The sequence below is a fragment of the Celeribacter ethanolicus genome, from assembly GCF_002407265.1.
Classification (GTDB): domain Bacteria; phylum Pseudomonadota; class Alphaproteobacteria; order Rhodobacterales; family Rhodobacteraceae; genus Celeribacter; species Celeribacter ethanolicus.
The window spans coordinates 3,235,679-3,252,308 of record NZ_CP022196.1; the positions used below are offsets into that span (position 1 = coordinate 3,235,679).

The window sequence follows — 16,630 nt, forward strand, 5'->3', positions numbered from 1 at the left end:
GCCGTTGTTCATACCCTGTCAGATCCGAAGTTTCTTCTTTACTTCATTGCATTGTGGAATTTCCCCTTTGGTGCCCAAATTTTCATCCGGGCTTTCCGGAAGCCCCTCGCCGGGCATGAGTGCGGCGTTTCAGGGGCTGTTCTGTGCTGCAATAACGGTATATTTCCTTTATTTGTGCCCCGCCAAAAGGACGGGGCACAGGTTTCACACCGCGCAGAGCGCCGCTTATGCGACCGCTTCCGGCAGCGGAAAACCGTTGCGTCCGGGAAATTCAGGGGCGAGTTTCCGGGCGTTCGGCATCTTCAGCCAGAGCCGCAACAACTTGCGCATCTTCTCCGGCTCGTCATGGTCGAGGAAGGCGTTGCGAGAGTGCAGTACGGCGTAATTGTTGGCGAATTGCAGATCGCCAGGCTCCAGCATCATGTCGAGCCGCAGCGCATCCGTGTCGATGATCGTATCGAACAGGTCCAGCGCCTCGATTTCGACTTTGGAAAGCGGTTGGTTCATGATCTCATGCCCGAGTTCGAGATATTGCCGCAGGTAACGACAGCTCAGCTTGCCCTCGTGAAAGCTGAAGATCGGCGACAGCGACGGGGTGTCCTCGCAGAGATGCGAAAAATACCAAGGACGATAGTAGAGCCCGAGGAATTCGCGGTACTCTTCAAGGATCACGTTGTAGATCGACGCAACGCTGATCAGACTGCTGAGGCCGCCCTCGCGTGCCTTGCGCACGGACAGAAGCCCGACCACGTCGGACGGATCGGAGTGATAGGGCAGGTAGAGGTTGGTCTCGTAGACACGGGTGTCCTTCTTATTAGCGTCGCCCACGGCCATCACTTTGCCGATCAGATCGCCGCGCGGGTTCTGGCCCACCGGCTCACCGAGATGCAGGCCGATGCCGAAATACAGCGTGTCGATCTCCACATCGCTGTAGTTCCCGATTGGCAACCCACGCAGCACGAGAAAACCGCGCCCATTTTCCAACTCGTCGGCACAGTGTGTCAGTTCCGCTTCGAGCGGGCCGAGGGGGAAATCCGCGCGGGTGAAATGTGGAAAAGACAGGCCCTTGTCCTTCAGGCCGGCGAGCGCGGCGTCGATTGCGGCGATTTGTTCCGCGCTCAGCATGTGAACCCAACTGTCGTCCCGGTCGAAATCCTGGGCGACCCAGGCCGCGGGCGTTGTGATTTTCTCTGTCAGAATGATGCTCATGTTCTGGTCCTTTCCAGCCTGTGCGTGTGCGGAATGTTCCGGGGCGGAGAGACGGTCGTCACCATGGCAGGAACAGACGGCGCAGCGTGCGCAGGACTGTGCGTTTCCATCCGTGTGGTTCATGTTGTCGAATCTCCGTACTAAGTGGTATAGACTTTTGCGGAGATGAAATTTGAGTCAATACCATTTGGTACAGACTTGCAAAATAATAATCTTCCGGTTGGATGGGCGTGGAAATTGCCCTAAAAACAGGCGAAAAGAGGCGCAAGCCCACTTCGCAGATCGCAACAGGGAGCAGTCAGATGACGGACTCAGGGAAGACGCGAAAGACCGGCTCCAACTCGGGACGGATGAAAGAAGACCGTTTAGGCAAGGAAGACTGGCTCGATGCGGGGCTGGCGATCCTCGGTCAGACCGGCCCCGGCGGTCTTCGGATTGATCAGGTCTGCAAGGCGATGAAGGTGACCAAGGGCAGCTTTTACTGGCATTTTCGGGACCGTCAGGATTTTCTCGACACGCTGTTCGCCTATTGGCGCGGGCGGGAGACCACCAGTCTGATCAGGCATGTCGAAGAGCGTTACACCCAGCCCGAGGAGCGCATCTGGCATGTTGCCGAATTCGTCACCCTGGGCGATTACGACATCGCCTCCGAGGTGGCGATGCGGCAATGGAGCCAGAGCGACGATACGGTGCGTGCGGGGTTGACCGAGGTCGATGCCGAACGACTGGAGTTCTTCACCCGCCAGTTCGCCGCTACGGGCTTCTCTCCGGAGGAGGCCCGGATGCGGGCGATTTCAGTGTATTCCGTCACGCTGAGCTGTGGCTACATGTTCACTGGCGAAACGCCCGAGGCATTGAAACAGCGGGTGCGGGCGAGCCTCGATCTTTTGCTCGCCCGCCCCTGACGCTCAGAGCGCGCCCCGTGCCCAGACGCAATCGTGATCCGCGAGCGGGCGGTTGTTGGTGTCGAGAGACGACAACACGCCCTTGTCGAGACAGCGCATCTCGCGCGCGGCGATCCAGTCGAGCTTCATCACCCGCTCCGGGTGTGGTGTGATCAAGGACGGACGCGTGGTCATGCCGGGGGCGGTGAAGCCCCAGTCGTAACCGCGCGTCTCCCCCAGATCAAAGAGCGTCTCGTCGCGATGGTCGAAGTGGGGCGGGATGTGGTTGCCGGTGTTCAGGTCGCCGCCGATCAGCACAGGCATCCCCGGCGCAAACTCATCGAGCGCGTCGAGCAAAAGCTCGAATTGCGCATGGCGATGCGCAGGTCCGGCATTGCTTTCCAGATGAGTGGAGACGACGCAAATCTCGCCCGCCTTTGTCGGGAGCACTGCGGCAATCGCCATGCGTCCGCCAAGGCGCGGCTGCTCCGGGTCGGCGCCGCTCGCCTCAGCGAGCCAATGGCCGTGATTGTCGAGGCGAATGAGCGTCACCTTGTCGAAAGGCACCTTGGAGAGCACCGCATTGCCGTGCCAGCCCAACGCATTGGCATCGTCTTGGCAGAAATGCCGCTCGGTCGGCCCGCCCAATCCCATCTCAAAGAATTCGACGCCGAAAGCATAGCCCATGCCAAGCGCCTCGGCGACCTCTTCGGTGGTGTGGCGCTGGCCGGTGCGGGACATGCCGTGATCGACCTCGGACAGGAGTACCACATCGGGCGCCAGCGGCATCAGATGCGTGGCCGTGTCGGCGGGAAAGAGACACCGTTCGACATTCCAGGCCGCTATGGTGATTTCAGAGGGCAAGACCTTCTGCGTCGCCGTGCCGCCGATCTGCACGGCATTCATCGCCAGCACATCCGCCATCATGGCGCGATGCGCGTCGGCGGTGCGGGGCGCGGACAACAGAGTGTTGCGTTGGTCGTCGGTGACCGGGGGCAGGCTGTCCAAAAGCGAGATCATGCGCGTTCTTCCATCCGGTCCTGCGCGAGGTTGAAGGCAAAGCCGCTATCCATGCGCGCGCCGGTTTCGGGGTGGAACAGGCAGAGGTTCTGCACCCGAAAGGACAGACGCAGGGGGCCAAGCGCGACCTGTTCTTCCTTGGCGAGATGCACGGTGAGGCGCTGGCCGTCGACCTGGCCGTGCAACAGACGATGCGCGCCCAGTTCCTCGATCAACTCGACCTCCATCGCCAGCGGGCCGTGGTTGTCGATGATCAAATCCTCGGGTCGCAGGCCCAGTGTCACCGGGCCGCGCATCGACGAGGCGAGCGGCAGTTCCAGCCCGGCAAAACTCAGGGTGCCGTTCTGCATTTCGGCCGCCACGAGGTTCATCGGCGGCGCGCCCATGAAGGAGGCGACGAAGGTCGAGGCCGGGTTGTGGTAAATCTCCGACGGCGTGCCGATCTGTTCGATCCTGCCGCCGTTCAACACGATGATGCGGTCGGCCATGGTCATGGCTTCGACCTGATCGTGGGTGACGTAGATCGAGGTGACGCCGAGACGACGCTGAAGCGCCTTGATCTCGATCCGCATCTGGTTGCGCAGCTTTGCGTCGAGGTTCGAGAGAGGCTCATCAAACAGAAACAGCGCCGGGTCGCGCACGATGGCGCGGCCCATGGCGACGCGCTGACGCTGACCGCCGGAAAGCTGCGCCGGTTTACGGTCGAGATAGTCTGTGAGGTTGAGCATCTTTGCCGCCTCATCGACCTTTTGCGCGATCACGTCTTTCGGCGTTTTGCGGTTCTTGAGACCATAGGCGATGTTCTTGCGCACCGTCATATGCGGGTAGAGCGCGTAGTTTTGAAACACCATGGCAATGTCGCGATCCGCCGGGTCGAGCGTGTTGACCACATTGTCGCCGATGGAAAGCGCGCCCTCGGTGATGTCCTCAAGCCCCGCGATCATACGCAGGAGCGTGGATTTCCCGCAGCCCGACGGACCGACCAGAACGACGAATTCACCGTCCTCGATCTGAAAACTTGCGGGGGTGACGGCCTCAACGCCGTTCGGATAGATTTTGCGGACAGAGTCCAAAGTGACCTGAGCCATTGATGTTGTCCTTATTTGTCGGATTCCGTGAGGCCCTTGACGAACCAGCTCTGGAAGAAAATGACGATGGCGACGGGCGGCAGAACGGCGATGATCGCCAGCACATTCGCGCGTCCGTATTCGGGGATTTCATTGCCGCCTTGCAGCACCTGAACGATCCGTTTGATGCCGCGCACGAGGGTGTACATGCCTTCGTCCGTGGTGATCATCGTTGGCCAGAGGTACTGGTTCCAGCCATAGACGAACATGATGATGAACATCGCGGCGATCATGGTTTGCGAGAGCGGCACGAGGATGTCGATGAAGAATTTCACCGGCCCCGCGCCGTCGATGCGGGCGGCTTCGACCAGCTCTTCGGGCACGGAGCGGAAGAACTGGCGGAAGAAAAACGTCGCGGTGGCCGAAGCGATCAGCGGCACGATGAGACCGGTGTAGGTGTTCAGAAGGCCCAGTTTTTGCGTGATCTCGTAGGAGGGCAGAATGCGCACTTCGAGGGGCAGCAAAAGCGTGGTGAAGATCAGCCAGAAGGCAAAAGTCGCGAACCGCAGGCGGAAATAGACGATAGCATAGGCGGCCATCATGCCGATGACGATCTTGCCAATCGCGAACCCGAGGCCGAGGATCAGCGAGTTCTTGAACATCGAAAGCCCGGTGTTCTCGCCGGAGAAGCCCGAGGCCTCGAACATCGCTTTGCGGAAATTGTCGTCGAGCTGGTCGCCGAAATACAAGCCGGGGCCGTATTTCATCGTCTCGACATCGGGTGTCGAGGCGGTTTGCAGCATGACCAGAAGCGGAAAGAACATGATGAGCGCGCCGGTGATGAGCACCGCGTGGTCCACCAGAGTGGACCAGAGAAAACGACGGCGGGGGATGACCGGCGTGGCGGTGGAGAGGGAGATGTCAGCCATTGTCCTGCCTCACGTATAATGAATGCGTTTTTCGACCATGCGGAACTGGAACACGGTCAGCGCCAAAACCAACAGCATCAGAACCACCGATTGCGCCGACGATCCGCCAAGGTCATTGCCGCGGAAGCCGTCGATATAGACCTTGTAGACCAGCGTCATCGGATTGTTCGCGGGCTCGCCTTTCACCAGCGTGTCGATCACGCCGAAGGTGTCGAAGAGCGCGTAGGTGATGTTGATGATCAGGAGGAAAAAACCGGTGGGGGCCAGGAGCGGAAAGGTCACGTCCCAGAACCGGCCAGAGGCGGAACGGTTGTCGATCAGGGCCGCCTCGCGCACGGATTTCGGAATGCTCTGCAGCCCGGAGAGGAAGAAGATGAAATTCACCGGCACCTGTTTCCAGACGGAGACGACCACCATGGCAAAGGCCGTATCGAAATAATCCGCCCGCAGGTTGAACTCCCAACCGAACATGCCGAATAGCTCCGTGAGCGGCCCCCAGCGCTGGTTGAACAGGATCAGCCCCATATAGCCCGCCACTGGCGGCGCGACCGCATAGACCCACATCAACAGTGTGCGATAGCTCTTCGCGCCCCGGATCACCTTATCCGCCTTCACCGCCAGCAACAGCGCCAGCGCCAGCGAGAAAAACGTCACCAAAACCGTGAACACCACGGTGAAATTCGTCACTCTGAGATATTCGGCGGAGTCTGCCAGTGAACTGTAGTTTTCCAGCCCGACAAAGGTCTGCCCGAAGCCGAACGGGTCTTGCAGGTAGAAAGACGATTTTACCGCATAGGCAGCGGGCCAGTAGAAGAAGACGAGGATGATCGAGAGCTGCGGCACCAGAAGGAGGATCGGCAACCAGCGGGAGGCAAAGCCTGCGCGTTTCATGAGAGGGACCTTTCGCAAAAGCCTGACGGCCGCGAGGACGCGGCCGCCAGAGATGTCTTGAAGACCGGAATTACCCTTGGGTCTTGGCGAAACGGGCGAGAAGCTCGTTGCCTTCTTTTTCGATCGTGGCCAGAGCGTCCTCGACGGTGGTCTCGCCGGAGAGCACACGACCCAGTTCACGGTTTTCCACGTCACGGATTTGGACGTAGAAGCCCATGCGGTAGCCACGGGTGTTTTCCCCAGCTTGCAGCATCAGCTGTTTCGGGCCAGTTTCAGCGGCCGGGAAACGGTCGTAGTGACCATCGGCTTTGGCCAGCTCGTAAGCGGCGGTGGTGACCGGAACGTAACCGGTTTCACGGTGCCACATGTATTGAACTTCCGGCGAGGTCAGGTAGCGGAAGAACTCGGCGGTCGCTTTGTTTTCTTCTGCGGATTTGCCGGACATCGCGAACAGAGCCGCGCCGCCGATGAAGGTCTGGTAGCCCTCGTCAGTGATCGACGCCCAGTAGGGGAGGTAGGCGGAGCCCCACTCGAAGGACATGCCTTTCGTGGTCAGGCCGCCGAAGTCACCCGAGGAGCCGATGTACATCGCGGCTTTGCCGTCTTCGAATTGCGCCTGGTTGTCGTCCCAACCGGTGCCGAAGAAGCCGAAATAGCCTTCGTCGAGCCATTCCTTGACCTTGGTGAAGTGCATTTTCATCTCGTCGGAGTTGACGAGGATCTGCGTGCCTTCAGCGCCGTCATAGCCATTGGCGTTGGTCGCAAACGGCAGGTTGTGACGGGAATGGAAGTTCTCGACGAATTCCCACGGCAGGTGCGTCTGCACGAGCGGGATGTAACCGGCCTCTTTGAGCTTCGGCGCGATCTCTTCGAATTCTTCGTAGGTGGTCGGCACTTCGACGCCAGCGGCGGCCAGCGCGTCGGCGTTGTAATACATCACCGGCGAGGAGGAGTTGAACGGCATGCCGATCATCTTGCCCTGATTGTCGGCGTAGAAATACCGCACACCCGGGATGTAGTCGTTGATGTCGAAATCGACACCGTTCTCGGACAAAAGATCCTGCACCGGCACGGTCGCGCCTTGGGCACCGATCACGGTGGCGGACCCGGCGTCAAACACCTGCATGATGTTCGGCTGTTCGCCCGCACGGAAAGCGGCGATGCCGGAGGTCAGGGTCTCTTCGTAAGAGCCTTTGAAGATCGGCGTGATCTTGTATTCGTCCTGCGAGGCGTTGAAGCCTTCGGCGATTTTGTTGACGGTCTCGCCCAGATTGCCGCCCATGGCGTGCCACCAGGTGATCTCGGTTTCCGCGAAAGCGGCGGTGCCTGCGAGGGCGAAAGCGGCGGCAGCCGCCGTAATCTTCATCGTGTTCATCTTACGTCTCCGGTCTGGACCCGATCCGGGCCTGTCATGGTGAGGCGCCCGCTGTCTGTGGCGCACGGTGCTTCCCCCTCATGGAGGAGGCGCAAGACATCGAAGGCCGGGCTGAGCCCAGGCCGGTCCTGCACAGGCGACCACATGCCGGGAGAGTGTGATGGTTCTGTGAAGGATTTTTTACCGTTATGACAAATTTTAGGTCGCAAGCCGTGCACGCTTCGGTGTGAACCTGTGCATAACTGCGACAGGCTGCCGCACCATGGATGCACCGGATTTGATCTTCTGGATGAAAAACAGCCCGTGCTTTGACCATTTTTAAATTTTCAAGCCGTTCTCCCTTGGGTTGTGCTCTCCGGGCGGGCATCGCGCATGTATCCTGAACCGACCCGGTGATCGGCCTGCGGATCATTTGGGAGGAGGAGGCGCAGGTGACCATTCGAGAGATTTTCAAATGATACCTTTACTGGATTTTCGACTACAGGCCTCGGGCAAGGACCCGCTCGGATTTGCAAGACAGGTGGGGCAGGCCTGTCGTGACGAAGGCGTATTCCTGCTGTCCGAACACGGCATCCCGCGAGGACTTCTGCGCGAGGTGCTGAACGCATCCGAGAGTTTCTTTGCTCTGCCAGAGGCGGAGAAGGCGTCGCTCGACATCCGTCATTCGCCGATCAATCGCGGTTGGGCGGCCTCGGGTGTCGAAATGCTCGGTGGCGCGTCCGGAACGCCTTTGGCCAAGGAAAGTTTCAGCCTCGGGCTGGATCTCCCGGAGAGCGATCCGCGCGTGCAGGCAGGCGAGCCGTTCCGGGGGCCGAACCTCTGGCCGGAGGATGACATGTTTCGCGATGTCATGCGCGACTATTACAAGGAGATGCTGGGGCTCGGTCGCGCCCTGATGCGCGGCGTCGAGCGCGATCTCGATCTGCCGCAGGGGTTTTTCCAGCCGCATTTCACCGATCCGATGGCGACGCTGCGCCTGTCGCATTACCCCACCTGGCCACAGGGTATGCCCCCCGGAAATCAGCCGCAATTCGATTACGGGGCGCTCACGGTGGTGCTCACCGATGGCACGGGAGGAGTGCAATATCTGAGCCGATCCGGGCAGTGGCGCGATGTGCCGGAAATCCCTGGCGCGCTGCTTGTGCTGGTGGGGGAAGGGCTGATGCGCTGGACCAATGATCAATACCGTTCCCTGCCGCATCGCTTGTTGCCTCCGGTCCGGCCCCGGACGCTGGCGGCCTTCTATCTCGATCCGAATCCCGACAGCGTGATCGCGCCCCTGCCGCGCACCGGGGCCGCGCATTATCCGCCGGTTCAGGCGGCGGAGTATCTCAGGACGCGGCTCGAGGAGACCTATCTGTTTCCCGATCCGGCCCTGCGTCAGGCGCGTGGCCTGCGAGGCTGAGGGGCGTCGAAGGCGTCTGGACAGACAGGCGGGGGCGCCCTAAGCCTCGGCCATGATGTCTGAGAATATGCCACATTGGGACGAAGAACTGGACGCGGTCGGGCTGATCTGTCCTTTGCCGGTGCTGAAGGCCCGCAAGCGCCTCTTGGCCATGGCGCCGGGGCAGATCTTGTTGCTTCTGGCCTCCGATCCGGCCGCGGTGATCGACGTGCCGCATTTCTGCAACGAGGCCGGGCATGACTATCTCGGCATGGAAGATTGCGGTGCGCGCCAGGCCTACCTGATCCGGCGCAAGTGATCAGACGCGGGCCAACATCTCTTCGGCCTGCGCCAGATCCTCGACCGTGTTGATGTTGAAGAACAGTTCTGCGGGCGTGGGGCTCTCGAACAGAACCGGCACAGCGCCCTTGCTTTCCGCGAATTGCACCATGCGCCGCTGATGCCGGGCCAGCGCGACGCGCAGATCGTCGCGCAGGCTCACCGGCCAAAGCCCGAAGGTCGGATGCCAGCGCGTTTTGCCATCCTCTTCTGTGACCGCGATGCCAAACCCCTCGGGCCGGGACACCTGCGACAGGCGGGCGACAAGATCGGTCGGGAAGAACGGCGTGTCGGTGGCGACCGTCACGATCGCCTCGAAACCTTTCGTCGCCGCCCAGTCTAGCCCGGCGAGAACACCGGCCAGAGGCCCCTGCATTTGTGCCGTGGCGTCGGGGATGATCGGATAGCCGAATTCGGCATAGCGTTTCGGGTCGCCATTGGCACTGATCGCCAAAGTGGCGCATTGCGGCGCAAGCCGGTCGATGACCCTTTCGATCAGACGCGCGCCGCCGATCTCCACAAGACCTTTGTCGACCGTGCCGAGGCGGGTGCCTTCGCCACCTGCGAGAATGACGCCGGGATAGCTGCTCATCGGGGTCCCTCCATAGGGCTTTTGCTCTTGCCCGCCATTCTGTATGCCGGGGGCAGGGCAAATCAAGGGGCAGGCCATGCTCGGCTATGTGATGACGGAAGACCGTGGCGGTACGGATCGCCTGCTGGCGGAGCTTGCGGAAGGGTTCGAGGTCGAGGGGCGGCGCGTGATCGGCGCGGTGCAGATCAACACCGAACTTCCCAATCAGATCAAATGCCGGATGGAGTTGCGTCTCTTGCCCGGCGGCGCGCGTGTGACGATTTCCCAGAGCCTCGGCGCCCTGGCCAAGGGCTGTCGCCTCGATCCGGACGGGCTGGAACGTGCCGTGCATCATGCCGAAACCGCGCTCGAGGCCGGTGCCGATCTTGTGGTGATCAACAAGTTCGGCAAGCAGGAGATCGAGGGGCGCGGTTTCCGCGACCTCATCGCCACGGCGCTGTCCGAAGGCATTCCGGTGCTGCTCGGCGTCAACACCAAGAATTTCGACGCGTTCCAGGCCTATGCGGGTGACTTCGCCGAACCGGTGGCACCGGAGCTTGCGGTGCTTCGGGAGTGGTGTCTCGGGAAAATGTGAATTGCCGGAAAATTCGCCGCGATGTTCTAAAAATTAGGCAAGGGCAGGTCTGTCTTCGGCTCCTCTCATGCCGCCCCGTGCGGGAATCGTTTACTTTCTTTCTGGCTTCCCGCGATCTGACCGCATGAGTGCTCCCCTTTCCGTCATCGTCGTCGAAACCGACCGCACCCGCGCCCAACTGATCGTGGACAGCCTGCGCGCCGCCGGAGAATTCGACATTTCCGTCATCAACGACCCGAACGGGTTGGCGCGGCAGATTCAGGCGCGCAATCCCGACGTGGTCCTGATCGACATCGAAAATCCCTCGCGCGACACGATGGAGGAGCTGGCGCTGGCTTCCGGCCCGCTCGACCGTCCCGTCGCCATGTTCGTAGACAGCACCGACGAGGCGCTTTCGACCGCCGCGATCGAGGCCGGGGTGTCGGCTTATGTGGTCGACGGGTTGCAGGCCCAGAGGGTCAAACCGATCATGGATGCCGCCATCGTGCGGTTTCGCATGTTCCAGCGCATGCGCACGGAGCTGGCCGAGACCAAGAAGGCGCTTGAGGAGCGCAAGGTGATCGACCGGGCCAAGGGCATGCTGATGCGGGCCAGGGGGATCGGTGAGGACGAGGCCTATGCCCTGCTGCGCAAGGCGGCAATGGATCAGGGCAAGCGCGTGGCCGATGTGGCGCAGGCTCTGGTGACGGCGGCGGGGCTGCTGGGATGAGGGCGACAACACTCTCCGTCGGGTTCATTCCGCTGGTGGATGCCGCGCCGCTGATCGTGGCGCAGGAAATGGGCTTTGCCGCGGAAGAGGGCATTGCGCTTGATTTGAAACGTGCACCGTCGTGGTCCTCGGTGCGTGACATGCTGAGTTTCGGACAGGTCGAGGCCGCGCATATGTTGTCGCCCGTTCCGGTCGCGACCGCATTGGGGCTTGGCGGGAGCGGGGCGAAGCTGTCGTCCGTCGCCGTCCTGTCGATGAATGGCAATGTCATCGGTGTGTCGAACGCTCTCGCAGCGCGTCTGCGCGACGAGGGGCACGATTTTGCCTTCAACGATGCACAGGCGGCGGGCCGGGCCCTGATCGGGGCAGTCAAGGGACGGCTGCGGATCGGGGTGCCCTTCCCGTTCTCCATGCACGCCGAACTCCTGTATTACTGGCTCTCCGCGCTGGGGCTTCCGGCACCGCAATCGGTGGACATCCGCACCGTGCCGCCGCCTCTGATGGCAGATGCCATGGCCACGGGCGAGATCGACGCTTTTTGCGTCGGCGAGCCCTGGGGCTCGAAAGCGGTGGACGAGGGTGTGGGGGAGCTGTTGCTGCCGGGCTCGGCGATCTGGTCCGCCGCGCCGGAAAAGGTGCTGGCGGTGCGTTCCGACTGGGCCGAACAGGAAACCGCGCTGATGGGGCGGCTCATCCGGGCCGTGTGGCGCGCCGGACGCTGGCTCGGTTCGCCCGACAGCCGGACACTTGCCTCCGAGCTTCTGAGCCGACCGGACTATCTCGATCTGCCCTCCGAGATGCTGGAACGCGCGCTGTCCGGCCAGATCATCATCGCGCCGACCGGGGAAACCCGGCGGGTCGAGGGGTTTCTAGAGTTCTTCAACGGGGCCGCGACCTTCCCCTGGCGGTCGCAGGCAGAATGGATCGGCACTCAGCTTGCCGCCCGCACCGGGCTTGAACGGACGCAGGCACGCACTGTGGCGCGCGGGGTGTTCCGTTCCGATCTCTATCGACAGGCCTTGGCACAGACCTCCGCGGATTTGCCCGGGGCCTCGTCGAAACTCGAGGGGGCTCTGAGCGCGCCGACCCCGGTCGCCTCGGGAGCGGGGCATTTGATTCTGACGCGCAATCAGTTCTTCGATGGGCGCGTTTTTGATCCTTCTGGGGAGTGATGCACAAAATTTTCGCATTTTGATGCGGGTGCAGCATTTTTGCCTGGACGCATTTGTCAGGGTCTTTGCATCCGCAGCGCGATTCCCAGCATAACAAACTTATCGCTAGGCAACGATGCCGCGATACGAAATTTGTCCCGGAGATTCGGGACACAGAGCAAAGCCGCTCGATTGACCGCCCTTCTCCTCCCTGGCGGTCCATCGGCGGCTTTTTTGTATTTTCATCTTCACAGGGACACACGGATGAAAAAGCTTCTTCTCGGCCTCGCGGTCACGACGGCACTCGCAGCCCCGGGTTGGGCCGAGATGCTCGATCTGGAAAAAGACGAACTGACCTTCGGGTTCATCAAGCTGACGGACATGGCACCGCTCGCGGTGGCCTATGAGCAGGGCTTCTTCGATGACGAAGGTCTCTTCGTGACGCTCGAAGCGCAGGCCAACTGGAAAGTTCTGCTCGATGGCGTGATCGACGGCACACTGGATGGTGCGCATATGCTGGCGGGCCAGCCGCTTGCTGCGACCATCGGTTTCGGCACCGAAGCGCATATTATCACGCCGTTTTCCATGGATCTGAACGGCAACGGCATCACCGTGTCGAACGAGATCTGGGAAGAGATGAAGCCGAACATTCCCATGGGGGCCGATGGCAAGCCAGAGCATCCGATCTCCGCCGCAGCTCTCGCGCCGGTCGTCGAAAAATACAAATCCGAAGGCAAGCCCTTCAACATGGGCATGGTGTTCCCGGTCTCGACCCACAACTACGAGCTGCGCTACTGGCTGGCCGCCGGCGGTCTGCATCCGGGCTACTACTCCACCGACAACATCACCGGCCAGATCGGCGCCGATGTGTTCCTGTCCGTGACGCCCCCGCCGCAGATGCCCGCCACCTTGGAGGCCGGTACGATCTATGGCTACTGCGTGGGTGAGCCGTGGAACCAGCAGGCCGTGTTCAAGGGCATCGGTGTGCCGGTCATCACCGACTATGAGCTTTGGAAAAACAACCCGGAGAAAGTCTTCGGCATCACCGCCGAGTTCGCCGAGCAGTATCCGAACACCACGCTGGCCGTGACCAAGGCGCTGATCCGTGCCGCCATGTGGCTTGACGAGAACGACAACGCCAACCGTCAGGAAGCCGTCGAGATTCTGTCCCGCCCGGACTATGTGGGCGCCGATCCGGAAGTCATCGCGAACTCCATGACCGGCACGTTCGAGTACGAAAAAGGCGACAAGCGCGACGTTCCGGACTTCAACGTGTTCTTCCGCTACAATGCGACCTGCCCGTTCTATTCCGACGCCGTCTGGTATCTGACCCAGATGCGTCGCTGGGGCCAAATCGCCGAAGCCAAGCCCGATAGCTGGTACGATGAAGTAGCGAAATCCGTCTACAAGCCGGAGATCTACCTCGAAGCGGCCCGTCTTCTCGTGGACGAAGGTCTGGCGAATGAGGCCGACTTCCCCTGGGATAGCGATGGCTACAAAGCGCCGACGCCTGCTGCCGACATCATCGACGGTATCGCCTATGACGGCAAAGCGCCCAACGCCTATCTCGACAGCCTGCCGATCGGTCTGAAAGGCGAGCAAGTGGTCGTAGGGACGGAAGTCAAAGGCTAATCAACCTCTCCTGCGCGAGCGCAGCGGCGCTGTGCCCGCCTTTTTCAAAATATCCTGTCTTTCGTGAGGACGCCGCAATGACTGCTATCGACCCAAGTGACGAACGGGCGCTCGACGCCGAGGCCACAGCGAAAGCTCGTGCGGCCCGTCGCGCCAAACTCTTCACCCGGATCAACAAGGCCGACGCCTGGTTTCAGGTTCTGGGCCTCTCCTGGATGACGCCGATCCTCAAAGCGCTCGCCGGTGACAACCCGAAAGCGCAAGCCAAGGAAATCTGGAAGCTTCTCGGCGTTCCGGTTCTGGCCATCGTCGGCTTCCTGATGCTCTGGGGCGCGCTTGCACCGAAGGTTCAGACCTCTCTGGGCGCCATCCCCGGTCCCTCGGCGGTGTGGGAAGAGGCGGTGAACCTGCATCATGACGCCATTGCCAAGGCCGAGAAAAAGGCCACGTTCCTTGAGCGCGTCGAGGCGCGCAACGCGAAATACATCGCGGCGGGGGAGATGGATAAGGTCAAGGACATCCCTTACACCGGCTCGCCGTCTTACTACGAACAAATCTGGACCTCGATCAAAACTGTGTTCTTCGGCTTCCTGATCGGGTCTGCCATTGCCATTCCGCTGGGCATTCTCGCCGGGCTTTCTCCTTACGCGAACGCCGCGATCAACCCGCTGGTGCAAATCTTCAAACCGGTCTCGCCGCTCGCCTGGCTGCCGATTGTGACCATGGTGGTTTCCGCGCTTTACACGACGAACGATGGCCTGTTCGCCAAGTCCTTCCTCGTCTCCGCGATCACCGTGACGCTCTGTTCGCTCTGGCCGACGCTGATCAACACCTCTCTGGGTGTGGCCTCCATCGACAAAGACCTCGTGTCGGTTTCCAAAGTGCTGAAAATGGGCACTTGGTCCAAGATCACCAAGCTCGTGCTGCCCTCCGCCCTGCCGCTGATCTTCACAGGTCTGCGTCTTAGCTTGGGTGTGGGCTGGATGGTGCTGATCGCCGCCGAGATGCTGGCGCAGAACCCCGGTCTTGGCAAATTCGTCTGGGACGAATTCCAGAACGGCTCCTCGCAATCCTTGGCAAAAATCATCGTCGCCGTGCTCACCATCGGCATCATCGGCTTCCTTCTGGACCGCGTGATGTATGCGCTGCAATCCCTCTTCACCTTCACGAACAACCGGTGATCGACATGGGTTTCCTGACATTCGACAACGTGTCCAAGGGCTATGGTGAGGGTCTGCACCGCACCCAAGTTCTTCGGAACATCAACCTTTCGGTCGAGGAGGGCGAGTTTCTTGTGCTCCTCGGGTTCTCCGGCTCCGGCAAGACCACGCTGATCAATCTGATGGCCGGGCTCGATACGCCCTCTACCGGTTCCGTGACGTTCAAAGGCCAGCCGGTGACCGGCCCCGGCCCCGAGCGCGGCGTGATTTTTCAGAACTATTCGCTGATGCCGTGGCTCACCGTCGATCAAAACGTCGCCTTGGCCGTGGATGCGATTTTTCCGGGGCTTTCGAAGGCCCAGCAACAGGAAAAAGTCGATCATTACGTCAAGATGGTGGGGCTGAGCCACGCCAAGACGCGCCGCCCGGCGGAGTTGTCGGGCGGGATGCGGCAACGTGTGAACGTCGCCCGCGCTCTGGCGATGAACCCGGAGGTTTTGTTACTGGACGAGCCGCTCTCTGCGCTCGATGCGCTGACGCGGGCGAACCTTGCCGACGAGATCGAACACATCTGGGACGCCGACAAGAAGACCTGCGTTCTGATCACCAACGATGTGGACGAAGCGATCCTTCTGGCCGACCGGATCATCGCGCTCAATCCCGACGGGACGCTTGGCGAAGAGTTCAAGGTCGACATCCCGCGTCCGCGTGACCGGACCGAAATGAACCATGACGAGACCTTCCACCACCTGCGCGCGGCCGTGACCAATTATCTCATGGATGTGGGCATCGAAGCCAAGGCGGAAGGCTTCAAACAGCTGCCGGGGATCACCGCGATCCACAACCAAAAGGTGCCCGCGGCGGTGGAAAAAGCACAAGAGGGACTTATCGAGCAGAGATTCCTCACTTTCGAAGGCCTCCACAAGGTTTATCCCACCCCGAAAGGGCCACTCACCGTTGTGGAGGACTTCAACCTGAAACTGAATCGGGGCGAGTTCATTTCGCTGATCGGGCACTCGGGCTGCGGCAAATCCACGGTTCTGACCATGGCGGCCGGGCTCAACGACATTTCGAAAGGCGCGATCAAACTCGACGGGTTCGAGGTGCGTGGCGCCGATCCGGAGCGTGCCGTGGTGTTCCAGTCGCCGAACCTGTTTCCCTGGCTCACAGCAAAGGAGAACGTGGCAATTGGTGTCGACAAAGTCTATCCCGGTGCGTCGCAATCCGAGCGGCAGGACGTCATTGAATATTATCTTGAAAGGGTCGGCCTCGCCGACGCTATGGACAAGCCCGCCTCGGAGATGTCCAACGGCATGCGGCAACGTGTGGGCATCGCCCGCGCCTTTGCCCTCTCTCCGAAACTTCTCCTGCTCGATGAGCCTTTCGGCATGCTCGACAGCCTGACGCGCTGGGAGTTGCAGGAGGTGCTCATGGAGGTCTGGGAGCGCACGAAAGTGACCGCGATCTGTGTCACGCACGATGTCGACGAAGCGATCCTTCTGGCCGACCGTGTTGTGATGATGACCAACGGGCCGCAGGCGACGATCGGCAAGATCACCGAGGTGAACCTGCCGCGTCCGCGCACCCGCAAGGCGCTTCTGGAGCACCCGGATTACTATGCCTACCGGCAGGACGTGCTCGATTTTCTTGAGGAATATGAGCACGGCGCAAAACCAAAAAAGCCTGAACCGAAGGCCATCGCGGCGGAGTAAAG

The 16,630-nt window shown here is 61.0% G+C and carries 16 protein-coding genes; 9 read left to right on the top strand and 7 right to left on the bottom strand.

Annotated elements, in window-relative coordinates:
• Positions 1 to 225: 225 nt before the first annotated feature.
• A complete protein-coding gene (locus CEW89_RS15900; protein WP_066702148.1) occupies positions 226 to 1,209 on the bottom strand; it encodes a TauD/TfdA family dioxygenase in 984 nt (327 codons plus the stop codon).
• A 302-nt stretch (positions 1,210 to 1,511) separates the two neighbouring features.
• Between CEW89_RS15900 and CEW89_RS15905 the strand changes: the two genes are divergently transcribed.
• The gene (locus tag CEW89_RS15905; protein WP_157779893.1) at positions 1,512 to 2,114 is read left to right on the top strand and encodes a TetR/AcrR family transcriptional regulator; all 603 of its coding nucleotides are present in this window, start codon (positions 1,512 to 1,514) and stop codon (positions 2,112 to 2,114) included.
• Positions 2,115 to 2,117: 3 nt separating this feature from the next.
• On the opposite strand, the gene CEW89_RS15910 is transcribed toward CEW89_RS15905, so the two are convergent.
• The 5 genes from CEW89_RS15910 to CEW89_RS15930 all read right to left on the bottom strand — a co-directional run bounded on the left by CEW89_RS15910 (position 2,118) and on the right by CEW89_RS15930 (position 7,375).
• Positions 2,118 to 3,113 carry an endonuclease/exonuclease/phosphatase family protein gene (locus tag CEW89_RS15910; RefSeq protein WP_096806557.1) on the bottom strand — a complete coding sequence of 332 codons (996 nt, stop codon included), beginning with the start codon at positions 3,111 to 3,113 and terminating at the stop codon, positions 2,118 to 2,120.
• On the bottom strand, positions 3,110 to 4,201 hold the full coding sequence (locus CEW89_RS15915; RefSeq protein WP_096806558.1) for an ABC transporter ATP-binding protein: 1,092 nt from the start codon (positions 4,199 to 4,201) through the stop codon (positions 3,110 to 3,112). The genes CEW89_RS15910 and CEW89_RS15915 overlap by 4 nt, the downstream gene beginning before the upstream one ends.
• A gap of 11 nt (positions 4,202 to 4,212) precedes the next feature.
• Positions 4,213 to 5,109, bottom strand: a complete 897-nt coding sequence (locus CEW89_RS15920) for an ABC transporter permease subunit (RefSeq protein ID WP_096806559.1) — start codon at positions 5,107 to 5,109, stop codon at positions 4,213 to 4,215.
• A gap of 9 nt (positions 5,110 to 5,118) precedes the next feature.
• Entirely contained in the window at positions 5,119 to 6,000 is an 882-nt protein-coding gene (locus CEW89_RS15925; protein WP_066702137.1) for an ABC transporter permease subunit, read from the bottom strand.
• A 70-nt stretch (positions 6,001 to 6,070) separates the two neighbouring features.
• Complete coding sequence (locus CEW89_RS15930; protein WP_198403443.1) at positions 6,071 to 7,375, bottom strand: extracellular solute-binding protein; 1,305 nt, start codon at positions 7,373 to 7,375, stop codon at positions 6,071 to 6,073.
• A 454-nt stretch (positions 7,376 to 7,829) separates the two neighbouring features.
• Here CEW89_RS15930 and CEW89_RS15935 point away from each other — a divergent pair, with 454 nt between their 5' ends.
• Both CEW89_RS15935 and CEW89_RS15940 read left to right on the top strand, forming a co-directional pair.
• Positions 7,830 to 8,780 carry an isopenicillin N synthase family dioxygenase gene (locus CEW89_RS15935; protein ID WP_096806560.1) on the top strand — a complete coding sequence of 317 codons (951 nt, stop codon included), beginning with the start codon at positions 7,830 to 7,832 and terminating at the stop codon, positions 8,778 to 8,780.
• A gap of 52 nt (positions 8,781 to 8,832) precedes the next feature.
• Entirely contained in the window at positions 8,833 to 9,078 is a 246-nt protein-coding gene (locus CEW89_RS15940; protein ID WP_238379675.1) for a sulfurtransferase TusA family protein, read from the top strand.
• On the opposite strand, the gene mobA is transcribed toward CEW89_RS15940, so the two are convergent.
• A complete protein-coding gene (gene mobA / locus CEW89_RS15945) occupies positions 9,079 to 9,690 on the bottom strand; it encodes a molybdenum cofactor guanylyltransferase MobA (protein ID WP_096806561.1) in 612 nt (203 codons plus the stop codon).
• A 76-nt stretch (positions 9,691 to 9,766) separates the two neighbouring features.
• Here mobA and CEW89_RS15950 point away from each other — a divergent pair, with 76 nt between their 5' ends.
• The 6 genes from CEW89_RS15950 (at position 9,767) to CEW89_RS15975 (ending at position 16,628) form a co-directional block, all read left to right on the top strand.
• On the top strand, positions 9,767 to 10,264 hold the full coding sequence (locus CEW89_RS15950) for a DUF2478 domain-containing protein (RefSeq protein WP_066702131.1): 498 nt from the start codon (positions 9,767 to 9,769) through the stop codon (positions 10,262 to 10,264).
• A gap of 124 nt (positions 10,265 to 10,388) precedes the next feature.
• Entirely contained in the window at positions 10,389 to 10,973 is a 585-nt protein-coding gene (locus tag CEW89_RS15955; RefSeq protein ID WP_066702128.1) for an ANTAR domain-containing response regulator, read from the top strand.
• On the top strand, positions 10,970 to 12,145 hold the full coding sequence (locus CEW89_RS15960; protein WP_096806562.1) for a CmpA/NrtA family ABC transporter substrate-binding protein: 1,176 nt from the start codon (positions 10,970 to 10,972) through the stop codon (positions 12,143 to 12,145). The genes CEW89_RS15955 and CEW89_RS15960 overlap by 4 nt, the downstream gene beginning before the upstream one ends.
• Positions 12,146 to 12,388: 243 nt before the next feature.
• Positions 12,389 to 13,756 carry a CmpA/NrtA family ABC transporter substrate-binding protein gene (locus CEW89_RS15965; RefSeq protein WP_096806563.1) on the top strand — a complete coding sequence of 456 codons (1,368 nt, stop codon included), beginning with the start codon at positions 12,389 to 12,391 and terminating at the stop codon, positions 13,754 to 13,756.
• A gap of 77 nt (positions 13,757 to 13,833) precedes the next feature.
• Positions 13,834 to 14,937 carry an ABC transporter permease gene (locus CEW89_RS15970; RefSeq protein WP_096806564.1) on the top strand — a complete coding sequence of 368 codons (1,104 nt, stop codon included), beginning with the start codon at positions 13,834 to 13,836 and terminating at the stop codon, positions 14,935 to 14,937.
• A gap of 5 nt (positions 14,938 to 14,942) precedes the next feature.
• Positions 14,943 to 16,628, top strand: coding sequence for an ABC transporter ATP-binding protein (locus CEW89_RS15975; RefSeq protein WP_198403444.1), 1,686 nt, complete (start codon positions 14,943 to 14,945; stop codon positions 16,626 to 16,628).
• The last annotated feature ends 2 nt before the right edge of the window (positions 16,629 to 16,630 follow it).

What these genes read in the sequence shown, in the direction of transcription:
- CEW89_RS15915 (WP_096806558.1), bottom strand. Translation starts at nt 4,201, where the DNA reads ATGGCTCAGGTCACTTTGGACTCTGTCCGCAAAATCTATCCGAACGGC.
- CEW89_RS15930 (WP_198403443.1), bottom strand. Translation starts at nt 7,375, where the DNA reads ATGAACACGATGAAGATTACGGCGGCTGCCGCCGCTTTCGCCCTCGCA.
- CEW89_RS15975 (WP_198403444.1), top strand. Translation starts at nt 14,943, where the DNA reads ATGGGTTTCCTGACATTCGACAACGTGTCCAAGGGCTATGGTGAGGGT.
- CEW89_RS15955 (WP_066702128.1), top strand. Translation starts at nt 10,389, where the DNA reads ATGAGTGCTCCCCTTTCCGTCATCGTCGTCGAAACCGACCGCACCCGC.
- mobA (WP_096806561.1), bottom strand. Translation starts at nt 9,690, where the DNA reads ATGAGCAGCTATCCCGGCGTCATTCTCGCAGGTGGCGAAGGCACCCGC.
- CEW89_RS15905 (WP_157779893.1), top strand. Translation starts at nt 1,512, where the DNA reads ATGACGGACTCAGGGAAGACGCGAAAGACCGGCTCCAACTCGGGACGG.
- CEW89_RS15950 (WP_066702131.1), top strand. Translation starts at nt 9,767, where the DNA reads ATGCTCGGCTATGTGATGACGGAAGACCGTGGCGGTACGGATCGCCTG.
- CEW89_RS15970 (WP_096806564.1), top strand. Translation starts at nt 13,834, where the DNA reads ATGACTGCTATCGACCCAAGTGACGAACGGGCGCTCGACGCCGAGGCC.
- CEW89_RS15940 (WP_238379675.1), top strand. Translation starts at nt 8,833, where the DNA reads ATGATGTCTGAGAATATGCCACATTGGGACGAAGAACTGGACGCGGTC.
- CEW89_RS15960 (WP_096806562.1), top strand. Translation starts at nt 10,970, where the DNA reads ATGAGGGCGACAACACTCTCCGTCGGGTTCATTCCGCTGGTGGATGCC.
- CEW89_RS15910 (WP_096806557.1), bottom strand. Translation starts at nt 3,113, where the DNA reads ATGATCTCGCTTTTGGACAGCCTGCCCCCGGTCACCGACGACCAACGC.
- CEW89_RS15900 (WP_066702148.1), bottom strand. Translation starts at nt 1,209, where the DNA reads ATGAGCATCATTCTGACAGAGAAAATCACAACGCCCGCGGCCTGGGTC.
- CEW89_RS15935 (WP_096806560.1), top strand. Translation starts at nt 7,830, where the DNA reads ATGATACCTTTACTGGATTTTCGACTACAGGCCTCGGGCAAGGACCCG.
- CEW89_RS15920 (WP_096806559.1), bottom strand. Translation starts at nt 5,109, where the DNA reads ATGGCTGACATCTCCCTCTCCACCGCCACGCCGGTCATCCCCCGCCGT.
- CEW89_RS15965 (WP_096806563.1), top strand. Translation starts at nt 12,389, where the DNA reads ATGAAAAAGCTTCTTCTCGGCCTCGCGGTCACGACGGCACTCGCAGCC.
- CEW89_RS15925 (WP_066702137.1), bottom strand. Translation starts at nt 6,000, where the DNA reads ATGAAACGCGCAGGCTTTGCCTCCCGCTGGTTGCCGATCCTCCTTCTG.